8 protein-coding genes are annotated in these 11,079 nt (G+C 38.4%); 4 read left to right on the forward strand and 4 right to left on the reverse strand.

The window, feature by feature from the left end:
* Window position 1: 1 nt before the first annotated feature.
* Window positions 2-787: an SDR family oxidoreductase gene (locus WAO84_RS00390; protein ID WP_340063032.1), complete on the reverse strand. Its 786-nt coding sequence runs from the start codon at window positions 785-787 to the stop codon at window positions 2-4.
* A gap of 57 nt (window positions 788-844) precedes the next feature.
* Here WAO84_RS00390 and WAO84_RS00395 point away from each other — a divergent pair, with 57 nt between their 5' ends.
* Window positions 845-1,885, forward strand: coding sequence for an o-succinylbenzoate synthase (locus tag WAO84_RS00395; protein ID WP_340063033.1), 1,041 nt, complete (start codon window positions 845-847; stop codon window positions 1,883-1,885).
* A gap of 2 nt (window positions 1,886-1,887) precedes the next feature.
* The gene (locus WAO84_RS00400; RefSeq protein WP_340063034.1) at window positions 1,888-2,835 is read left to right on the forward strand and encodes a CPBP family intramembrane glutamic endopeptidase; all 948 of its coding nucleotides are present in this window, start codon (window positions 1,888-1,890) and stop codon (window positions 2,833-2,835) included.
* 34 nt (window positions 2,836-2,869) lie between these two features.
* Here the strand turns inward: WAO84_RS00400 and WAO84_RS00405 are convergent, their stop codons facing one another.
* Together WAO84_RS00405 and WAO84_RS00410 are read right to left on the reverse strand one after the other, a co-directional pair.
* Window positions 2,870-4,786 carry a DUF3857 domain-containing protein gene (locus WAO84_RS00405; protein ID WP_340063035.1) on the reverse strand — a complete coding sequence of 639 codons (1,917 nt, stop codon included), beginning with the start codon at window positions 4,784-4,786 and terminating at the stop codon, window positions 2,870-2,872.
* A 5-nt stretch (window positions 4,787-4,791) separates the two neighbouring features.
* The gene (locus tag WAO84_RS00410) at window positions 4,792-6,675 is read right to left on the reverse strand and encodes a DUF3857 domain-containing protein (RefSeq protein ID WP_340063036.1); all 1,884 of its coding nucleotides are present in this window, start codon (window positions 6,673-6,675) and stop codon (window positions 4,792-4,794) included.
* A 135-nt stretch (window positions 6,676-6,810) separates the two neighbouring features.
* Between WAO84_RS00410 and WAO84_RS00415 the strand changes: the two genes are divergently transcribed.
* Together WAO84_RS00415 and WAO84_RS00420 are read left to right on the forward strand one after the other, a co-directional pair.
* On the forward strand, window positions 6,811-7,908 hold the full coding sequence (locus WAO84_RS00415) for an AMP-binding protein (protein ID WP_340063037.1): 1,098 nt from the start codon (window positions 6,811-6,813) through the stop codon (window positions 7,906-7,908).
* A 342-nt stretch (window positions 7,909-8,250) separates the two neighbouring features.
* The gene (locus WAO84_RS00420; protein WP_340063038.1) at window positions 8,251-9,597 is read left to right on the forward strand and encodes a M24 family metallopeptidase; all 1,347 of its coding nucleotides are present in this window, start codon (window positions 8,251-8,253) and stop codon (window positions 9,595-9,597) included.
* A 138-nt stretch (window positions 9,598-9,735) separates the two neighbouring features.
* On the opposite strand, the gene WAO84_RS00425 is transcribed toward WAO84_RS00420, so the two are convergent.
* On the reverse strand, window positions 9,736-10,902 hold the full coding sequence (locus tag WAO84_RS00425) for a peptidase associated/transthyretin-like domain-containing protein (RefSeq protein ID WP_340063039.1): 1,167 nt from the start codon (window positions 10,900-10,902) through the stop codon (window positions 9,736-9,738).
* Window positions 10,903-11,079: the final 177 nt, after the last annotated feature.

Below are 11,079 nucleotides of genomic sequence, written 5' to 3' on the forward strand. Positions count from 1 at the left end.
ATTAGCGAACCTTACTTTTTAGTACCATTTTATGAAGTAGTTTTGGAAAAAACCGTTTCAGGTAAATACCTATTACTTCTCTTTTGCCAATATAGACTTCAAACTTTTTACGATCTACCGCTTTTATTATTTTTCTTGCCAGGTAAGAAGGAGACAATCCGTTTTTGGTAGCCTCGTCATTCGTATTTTGAGGTTTTCCGTTACCCGTAAGTGCATTTCGGGCCACATTAGTATCTACAAACCCGGGGCATATCATGGTAACAATAATTCCATCTTTTTCATGTTCCATCCTTAAAACATCAAAAAAGCCATGTAAAGCATGTTTAGAGGCACAATATGCAGACCGGTAAGGAGAGCCAAACTTTCCCATTAAACTGGTTACGGTAACGTAATGGCCTTTTCTTTGCGAAAGGAAATAAGGAAGTAATGCTTTTGACAGTGTAACTGTTCCTAAATAATTAACATCCATTAATTTTTTATCTACTGAAAATACAGTTTCTGTGATAAGAGAACGCTGGCTAATACCCGCATTATTTACCAGAATATCAATACTTCCAAAAAAGCCCATAGCTTGTTTACAAAGTAGTTCCATACCCTCCCAATCTGAAAGATCCATAGGTAAGACAAATACCTGTTCCTTGTTTTCGCAGCGGCTCCTTACTTTTTCCAATACTTCTTTTCGTCGGGCAGAAAGAATAAGGCTGGTACCTGCTTTTGATAATTCATAGGCCAATGTTTCGCCTATACCGCTTGATGCACCCGTTATCCAAACAATTTTTCCTTTCATAAATGGGAAATTAACACGTAGTCTTCAAATTTATGGTTAAATTTGAGTTCGTACAAAATGAAAGGCAGTTACCGTAAGCATATACTTAAATTTAAAATTCCCGGAGGTACTTCCCGTGGTGTACTTACTGAGAAAGAAACCTGGTTTATTCTTCTGGAAGAAGCAGGTAAAACAGGTATTGGAGAATGCGGAATACTTCGGGGCCTCAGTGCAGACGACCGTCCGGACTATGAAGAAAAGCTACAGTGGGTAATTGCTCATTTACATATGGGAAAAGAGCACCTGTTAGCATCGCTCAAAGATTTTCCCAGCATTCAATTCGGTCTTGAACAGGCCTTTCTTTCACTACACGCATCAGATCCGTTTCTTTTGTTTCCTTCGGCCTTTACTTCAGGCCGTGCTTCCATACCTATTAACGGACTCATTTGGATGGGAGATCCCGGTTTCATGAAACAACAAATTGAGCAGAAACTGGAAGAAGGCTACAAGTGTATCAAGCTAAAAATAGGGGCAATAGATTTTAAGAAGGAACTGGCGTTAATTGAAGCCATACGTACGCATTTTTCGATAGATCAAATTGAGATACGAGTAGATGCCAATGGTGCCTTTACTTCTGTTCATGCCCTGGATAGATTGAATGATCTGGCATCATTTAGCATTCATTCCATTGAGCAACCCATAAAGCCGGGACAATGGAGTGAAATGGCAAAACTTTGTCAAAAAATGCCGGTGCCCATAGCTCTGGACGAAGAATTAATAGGAGTATTTGACACAACAAAAAAAGAGCAATTACTTCAGGAAATCAGGCCGCAATATATTATATTAAAACCCAGTTTTGTAGGCGGTTTTGCCGGAAGTGAAGAATGGATATGCCTCGCAGAAAAGTACGGGGCAGGATGGTGGGTTACCAGTGCACTGGAGAGTAATATTGGTCTTAATGCCATAGCCCAATGGACATATACCAAAAATGTAACACTCCCACAGGGCCTGGGAACCGGAGGTTTATTTACTAACAATTTTGACGCCCCTCTGAGGGCTCATAGCGGATTTTTGGAATATATCCCGCAGAACAAATGGAACGTTAATTTAATCGCATAAATATGTATTTATCACAAGCCTTTAAGTTTTATCATGATTGGTGGCGCTATATAATTGGAATTATTATGGTCATTGCAGGGGCCTTCATTTTTTCACTGCCCCATACCGCAGCTCTCATGATTAAGGTGTATAATGAAGAGGCTGATGCCTCCCGCCTGAATGACATCAGTTATTTACTTACACTGTTTGAACCCAACCTAAATCTTATTTTTTTATTATTGCCTTTTTTGGGAGGTTTTATTTTCCTAATACTGGCATTGAAGTTTCTGCATGCACAACCTCTCAAAAATTTAACCACTTCCAGAGCCTCGATAGACTGGAAACGGGTAGCTTTTGCTTTTGTATTAATTGCATTGGTGAACACTTCTCTTATTTTCACTGATTATTTTATGAATCCTGAAAACTACCAGTTAAACTTTAAATTGGTCCCGTTCTTGATTTTGGTAGTAATAGGAATACTTCTTATACCTGTTCAAACCAGTTTTGAAGAATACCTTTTCAGGGGATATCTGATGCAGTTTTTAGCCGTACTCTTTAAAAATCGCTGGTTACCGCTTATTATAACCTCTGTATCGTTCGGACTATTGCATTTACAAAACCCCGAAATTGATAAATTGGGAAAAATTGCCATATTGTATTATATAGGAACCGGTTTTTTTCTGGGTATGATAACACTTTTGGATGAAGGTCTTGAACTGGCGTTAGGATACCATGCAGCAAACAACCTGGTAACCGCTTTTCTGGTAACGGCAGACTGGACTGCTTTTCAAACACACTCTATATTTAAAGACATGGGAGAGCCCGAATTGGGTTTTGATATGTTGTTACCTTTTGTAATAGTATATCCGCTGTTATTGCTCATCCTGTCAAAAAAATATGGCTGGAAAAACTGGAAAGAAAAGCTTACCGGAAAAATAGAACCTCCGGCCCGGTTAGAAATAACAGAATAAGAAAGAAGGAGGGCATCCCTCCTCTTTTTTCGTTTTATATAGGCGTGAAAAGAATGGTAGCCTTGTTAAAATCAGAGGCCGCATTAATGACCTTTCTGAAAGATTCATAATCGTTCTTATCAAACTTGTTCACTGTGTAAGTTTCTACTATAGTGACTACTATTTTATTGTCTTTTATCTCGTAGTTGGAGGTGAAATGACACAACGTTTTTCCGTCTTTTTCAAGCTTTTCATTTAGTTCAAGAGATGAAAGTCCTTCTGCTCGGTATCCTTCAGGAATATAAATAACAATGCTGTAATTATATCTGTTCGGGTATTGCATTTCAATAGGGTGTACTCTTTCTTTTTCCTGGTAAAGTTCACTTTGTGTGCCAATAACTTTTCCTACCTCAAAAATGTAACTGTCTCCCGCTTCTTCAAGCATAGCAGATGAAGTTATTTTACTTTTTACAATAAAAGGGGTATTATAGTCTTCCTGAAACATCCCTTGGTTAATAAGCTCATAGCTTTTTACTGTTTTATTTTCTATACCGGATGAAGTGAGGTAATCATCAAATTCTTTTCGGCTTTCGGGGGGAGCCAGTGTAACAAACGCACGGTTTGAAATGGCCCAATGCCCATAATACTCCTGTTGCTGTGCTATAACCGCCTCTTCCATATCTTCTGAAAAAGTCACATCTATGTTTCGTACAATACGGCTAAAGTCTGGGTCGGCCTGTGTTACTTCTGCAAAGTAGAATTCATTATTTTTATTGATATAAATAGCATCATTTCCTAAAATGTAAAAAGGGGCTTCTCCAATTCTATAATCTATTCTGTCGGGAGCAACATATTGCTGCATGTCCGGCAGGTAAATTAAAAATTCTTTTAAGGCCCTGGGATTAAAAAAATCAGGATCAAAACGATGCTCAAAACGATTTGCGCTTATAACCACTTCATAAGGTATTTGCATGGCCGTTAAAAACTGGGCATAAATTTTTAAAATACCATAGTCACTGGCAGAGCGATTTGAAAGTATATACTTTACGTCTGAAAGCTGCTCATTATTATTTTTTATAATTGTAAAATTGGTTTTTAGATATTCTTCCAGTAAAGAAACCGCCTGATAATCTGAAAGCTTTTTTCCCTGAATAATTCGGTCCTCAACCTCTTCATTAATCTCATTCATCACTTTTTCCGGGAACAGGTCTTTTGCAATGTTTCCAACTATATTACCCCAAAGTCCGTCCTGATCTACCAATACTCCCTGTGAAAAACACTGATAGGCTACCCGCACTTTATTAGCTTCTGGTGTGGCATATTCTTCTTCTGTTAGGGAAGGTACATCTTCAATAACCAAACGTTTTGCAGCCTTTTCATTAATGACCGTATCTTCAAATTTAGTATCGGTAAAATAACTTTTTACCCCTTTCGTCATATCACCGGTTATAAAAAGAAATTCAATATCCTGAATAGGATATTCTTTTTGCAAAGTCATACTCCCAAAAGGATAAGGCATTTTTTCTACTGTGTACAGCACTTCTACATCAGAACCTCTTTCGATACCTTCTATAGCAAATATTTTGAAATCTCCGTATTCTTCAACATTTTGTACTTCTTTTATGTTGCTTTTGTCTAGTTCTTTTACGGCACCGTTTGCATTTATGGTGCGTGCTCTGATATCCAATATAGATTTGGTTCCGTACATGGGGATATACACTTTGTTGTGCTGTTGAATACCCTTTTCATCATTAACACGGGTAATGGTATGGTGTGTTTCAAACTGCTGCCAAGTCTTATCTTCGGTATATTCAATAATATACTTTTCAAAAATACCCACAGACGATTCTGAAACAAGATCGTCATTTACAGTGCTAATCTTGGGAACTTCTGCCCACTCATATGTTTTGTAATATTGAGAGATGCCCAGAAAGGGAACAGTACATAATATAGACAAAAAAAATCTTTTCATAATCGTTAAAGGTTTTCCAGGGTAATACTTTTTTTATAGGCTTTGATGAGACTTTTTATAAACAGGTTCCAGTCATCAAATTCGGTTTTAGGTATGGTAAGTGTGTTGATATATATACGTTTTTGCATAAGCACTGTATTTCCTTCTTGAGAGAAATCAATATCAAAACCAAATCTGGGGTCTTCATATTTTAAGGGAGCGGGCAGGGAGGTTACTTTATATCCTTCCGGTATTTCTAAAATGGTCTGATATTCTTTCAGAAAGGCATGTTCTATCTTTTTAGCATACCGTTGTGTTTCAGTTTCAATATCGGCGTTTGAGAGTGTTCGGTCCAGATGCATATTTATAAATACTTTGCCCGCTGCTTTTTTAATGTAGTTGTTAACTTCGAGTTCATAGGACAATTGCAAGGTGTCTTCGCGCTTTTCGGGATCGCTCATTTCAATATTGCGATAGGCGGTTTTATTATTCCCGAGTTGTAAAGAAGTATTAAGGTACTCTTCATCTGTTTTTCCTTCTTTCTTAAAAGTGTAATCGTATATAAAAGAAACTTTTTCATAACCGGTAAACAATCTTTTTTCGGTGGCTTTTAATACGTTTTCATCTACCGAAAGGTGTGTTTTGACAAGGGTAATACTTTGTTCGGGTTTTTGAACAGGTACTTTCTGCACTTTAAAAGAGGAAGCATCAATACCTATTAAAGCTTCTTTACCCTGGGTAAAACTACTGGGCATTCCAAAAGGCACATAGCTGTCTGTAGCATCCAGATAAATGGTATCTTTCTCAAAAACAGCAGCCGTAATCATGTGATTGTCCACAATAGGAGTGGGAACTTCAAAATAGGAATAGGGCCGGTCGCGGGTCCCTATCCACGCGTGATAAGCTTCTATTCCTACATGGTTGAGCATTTCATACAGAAGGTTGGCCATATCTTTGCAATCGCCGTATCTTTTGGTACAAACCGTTTCGGCATTTCGGGGAATAAATCCACCCAGGCCGTCTTCAAAAGCGATATAGGTAATATTTTCCTGTACCCAGTTAAAAATGGCTCTCGCCTTATTTCTGGGGTCAGCAATACCCTCTGTAATGGATTCTGCCAGGGAATGCACCGTAGTAAGTTCTTCCGTAGTAATACGATCAATAAGTGAAGTGTACCACCTGTAAAGATCATTTACATTTTTTAATACTGTATTCCTTCCTGTTTTTGTCTCATACTCTTCAATATGCAAAATAATGTGGGGGATATAATAAATTGGTGAAAGGCTTTCTTCCTGCGCTCTGAAATCCTGTATATTTTTGCCTTTCCAGGTGTATATATAACTATCTTCTGTTTCTTTTTTATTAAACTCGATATCGTGTCCTTCTAGGTTAAAAGTTTTGTACCCTAAAGCAACGTTTTTTGGAAATTCAACTGTAAGAACTGCTTCCAGTGTAGGTACGTATGAGCCAAACCGAAAAGCCCCCATAAACTGAGGTTCTTTAATGACCTCCTGATAGGACAGGGAAGTCACCGCTCCTTCAGTAACGGCGGGAAAAACAAAGTTCATACTTTGCTGGTCACTAAAGAAAATCCCATTATCAAATTGATGTTTGGTTTCAAAATGGTCCACATTTACTTTTTTCCCGGAATCGGGGAGAATAGTATAGGCTTCTACTTTATCAATTGCTGAAAAGCTGTCAAAGTGTATGAACTCATTGGCAAAATACAGTTTGTTGGCACTTTGGTACTTACCGTTTTCATGTACATCTTTGGTAATGAGGAGATTGTTGTTTTTTAACTCGATCTTAATATGTTCTTTTCGCACTAAAAAGATAAAGTCTTCTTTTTCAAAGGCCTGACTCTTAGCAAGAAAGGGTAAAAGAATGATCCCTAAAAGAAATAAACGCATACTTAAAAGGTTAACTTCAAATATATGGTTTACAATCTGTTTTACCAACAAAGCCCTTTTTAAAAAAAATATAAAAAACAGATACTTTTTTAAAATGGAAGTATTGCCTATTTTTAGGGTAATTTACCAGATATTATGAAACCTACATTCAAGAATATACATTTAAGATTTCGTTGGAACGGGTATTATTTTGACCGTGATGGCCTTAAAGAAGTAGCATACAGCCTTGTTAAAGAAGGAGCGCCTTACGAGCAGTCTATAGGAGATTTTATGATGGACTGGCTCGATAACAAGGAGTATCTGGACGTAAAAACTTCAGGATCTACCGGAATACCCAAGACTGTACGTATTTGGAAACAACATATGGTACATTCGGCACTGGCTACCGGAGATTTCTTTGATATTTCGGTGGGAGATAGTGCATTACATTGCCTTCCTGCCGAATTTATTGCCGGAAAAATGATGTTGGTAAGAGCACTCATACTCGGGCTTGAAATAGACCTGATACCGCCTTCTGCTTCTCCGCTTTCCGAGATTATCAAAGAATATGATTTTTCAGCTATGATCCCTTTACAGGTAGAGAATTCACTGGATAAACTGGAGCAGATAAAAACATTGATCGTTGGCGGTGCTCCTGTTGGTCATGAGTTAAAAACAGAACTCAATACAAAAACAACAAAGATATTTGAGACCTATGGAATGACGGAAACAGTGACCCACATAGCCGCCAGGCCCTTGAATGAAGCTGCTCTTAAAACAAAAGGAAAGGCCAAAGGGTTTGTTACCATGCCTCACGTACAAATTAGCACAGATGAGAGAGAATGCCTGGTAGTAGATGCACCCGATATTTCCGAGAATACTGTCGTTACCAATGATATAGTGAAAATACTTTCTGAAAATGAATTTGAATGGTTGGGACGCTATGACTATATAATCAATTCCGGAGGCATTAAGCTCATACCTGAACAGATAGAAAGCAAATTAGACCCTTTTATAGAATCCCGCTTTTTTGTGACCGGGATACCAGATACCGCTCTGGGCAGTAAAATGATCATGATCGTGGAAGGTACCACAAAAAATGAAACAGAACTCCTGGAAGTAATTAAAGAAAGTAACGTGCTTTCAAAGTATGAGGTGCCCAAAGAAATACATTTTATTCCTCACTTTACAGAAACAGAAAATGGAAAAGTAGTGCGAACTGCTACACTTGATAAGATCAAAACTAAGCACTAAGTATTTTTTACGGTTTGATTGTGCCCATACACTCATTCTTACTTTTAATAGTAAAATAACTACAGTAGTTTTAGGTGTACCATTATACATAAAGCTGTGAATGAGGTTTTCTTATTTATATAATTTAAAACCAAAAGTTACTGAATGATCGTGATGCTAAAGACTTTTAGCAAATAATACGGTTTGCTTTGGAATACAAGAAGTTTTAGGTTGGTGGAGTCTCTCTTTGTTTGGGAAAGAGAGGGTAAAGAGCGCTTTAGGGCGCTCTTTTGCTATTGACAGGTTTTTTTTCAAAAGGCTTTACAATTAATTAGTATTTTAGAGCTGCTAATTCTATAATTTATGAAAAAGAAATACATACTATTTGTCTTTTTTATCAGTCTTTCTGTAAATGTCTATACACAATGGGTTCTACCGGAGAAAAAGAGAGCAGAAGTAATTGACGAAATTCTCAATGAACGATTTAATCATCTTTTACCGGTATTAATGGATCGTACCGGTATTGATATGTGGATCATAATATCCAGAGAGTATAATGAAGATCCTGTTTTGCGAACCATGTTACCCGCTACCTGGTTAAATGCAAGAAGACGTACCATACTCGTGTTCTATAGAGACACAAAACAGAATACTATTGAAAAAATGGCAATAGCCAGATACGATGTAGGGAAAAATATAGTTTCTGCCTGGGACAAAGAAAAGCAACCCGACCAATGGAAAAGACTGGTAGAGATCATAGAACAGTATAATCCTGAAAAAATAGGACTTAATTATTCAGACCATTTTAATATAGCTGACGGACTTGTAAAAACAGATTATGAAGCTTTTATGGGGCACCTGCCCAAAAAGTACCACAAAAATGTCACATCTGCTGAAAAACTGGCCATTGCCTGGATAGAGACCCGAACAGAAAAAGAAATGGTAATATACCGACAACTGGTACAAATTACCCATGCCATAATAGCCGAAGCCTTCTCAGAAAAGGTGATCACCCCAGGTGTTACCACGACTACTGATGTGGAGTGGTGGATGCGACAAAAAGTAACCAACATGGGACTGGAAACCTGGTTTCACCCCACTGTAGATGTACAGCGTACCAGTGAAGAACTCGTAAGTCACCTATATTCTTTTTCAGGAAGGCCCGATGATTTGGTTATTCAACCGGGGGACCTGTTGCATTGTGATTTTGGGATAACTTATTTACGATTAAATACAGACTGCCAGGAACTCGCATATGTGCTCAAACCTGGGGAAAACCAAGTTCCCGATTTTTTAGTAAAAGCTATGAAAAAGGGTAACCAGCTTCAGGATTTGCTAACCAATAATTTTAAGACCGGCCAAACGGGAAATGAAATATTGGAAAAAACACTCACAGAAGCCAAAAATCAGGGATTACGGCCTTCCGTATATACACATCCACTAGGTAGCTATGGCCATTCAGCCGGCCCTACTATAGGGATGTGGGATGCTCAGGGCGGCGTACCCATAAATGGAGATTACCCTTTATATCCCAACACAGTTTATGCAATAGAGCTCAATACCACTGTGTACCTGCCGGAATGGAAAAGAGATATTAGGATTATGCTGGAAGAAGCCGGTTTTTATGGAGAAGAAGGCTTTAGGTACGTAAACGGCAGACAAACAGGGATCTTCACTATACCCAGAGTAGATACCTCTCAGGAATATTAAAATAGTACCAAAATGTTATTTACAGAAAAAGCCAGTGTAAGACCACTGGCTTTTTTTAATGGGAGTATGTTGCTTATAATACCTTTTAAAGTTAGTTTAGTTTGCCTTATTTGCTTTGATAAAAGGTATTGTAAATTGTTAATTATTGATAAGCCATACTCCAATATCGGTACAACCATTGGGATTCAATGTGATGGTTGACATATCTATGACTCTTCGTAATTCAGGATTCCGGCAGCAGGGATCTGTTGGAGGTACACCGGGACCACAACATTGTCTGAAACAAGCACCCAGTTCAAAAACACTGTCAGGACATACCTGTAATTCTACAAAACCATTGGCATCTGGTTGAAAAACACCGTCAAAACCGCGATAAGAGAGTCCGGTAGCAGCAATGCCACATCCTAAGTTAGCCCCTCCATAGTCAATTCGTACACGTACACATACCAGTGATTGACCGCAGGGTCTATCCGCATTCCAGGTCCTGTTTGTATCGGTAATATCTCCCTGTAATACAGAACCGGTATTCGTCAATTCCCCTACCAGTGACCATAAACCGGTTTCCGGATTTAGAACATAAAGACCAACATTTCGGGGCGTTTCAGTAACAATAGGCAAAGTTACTCTTAGAGACTGTCCGCGTATTAGATCAAGAGGTTGGTTTTCGCCACGTGTGGTTACTGTTACCTCAGCGAGTCCAAATGATTGGAGAGGGACTAATCTGTCCGCTCCCTGTTCCTCTGAAATAAAAGCTCCGGGGGCACTTCTTATCTCTGTCCTGTCGGCTACATTAATAAATGTGGCTCTAATCTCAACATCGCCTCCAAAAGGCTTTCCTTGAAGAGCAAAAGCATTGGGAGGGACCTCAATTTGACCCTGCCTGCCCAATCTGACAACGCCTCCTTCACGTGCATTTACAATAACCGGTTGAGCCCGGCGTCTCATAACAATGGTTATTTGCGGATTGGCACGTACAACTCTTATAACAGGAACGAATTCAGGGTGCGAAAAAGTAACTACGTCACCTTCATTCAGTTCAAGAAGAACACGTGGGTCAAAAGTCCCATCCTCTCGGGTTTCACCTATGGTTTGACCACCAACCGAGATCGTAACTCCCGGTATAGGTTCGTTGGTAGTAGAAAATACAAGTCCATCAGTAACTTGCTGCATAGGTTGTTCTGGTTCTGCCGTGACATTTGTACTTACTACAGTTTCATTGGTTGTTTCTTCACTACAGGAAATGACAAATGCCATTGCCACAGCAAAAAACAAAATAAAGTACTTTACAAGTTTGTTAGCTTTCATAATATATTTTTTGTTTTATATGTAGTAAAATTACCACAAAATAAAACTATAACAAAATGGTATTCCCTCTTGATTTTTACGGGATTTCTTTGGTGTTAAAAAATTAAAAATCAGATTATTACATTTTAGTAATACTATAGGGAATGAGTAGGTTTTTACGCAATGTACATCCGGCAG

Origin of the sequence: Ascidiimonas aurantiaca (assembly GCF_037646345.1) — a bacterium.
GTDB classification, from domain to species: domain Bacteria; phylum Bacteroidota; class Bacteroidia; order Flavobacteriales; family Flavobacteriaceae; genus Ascidiimonas; species Ascidiimonas aurantiaca.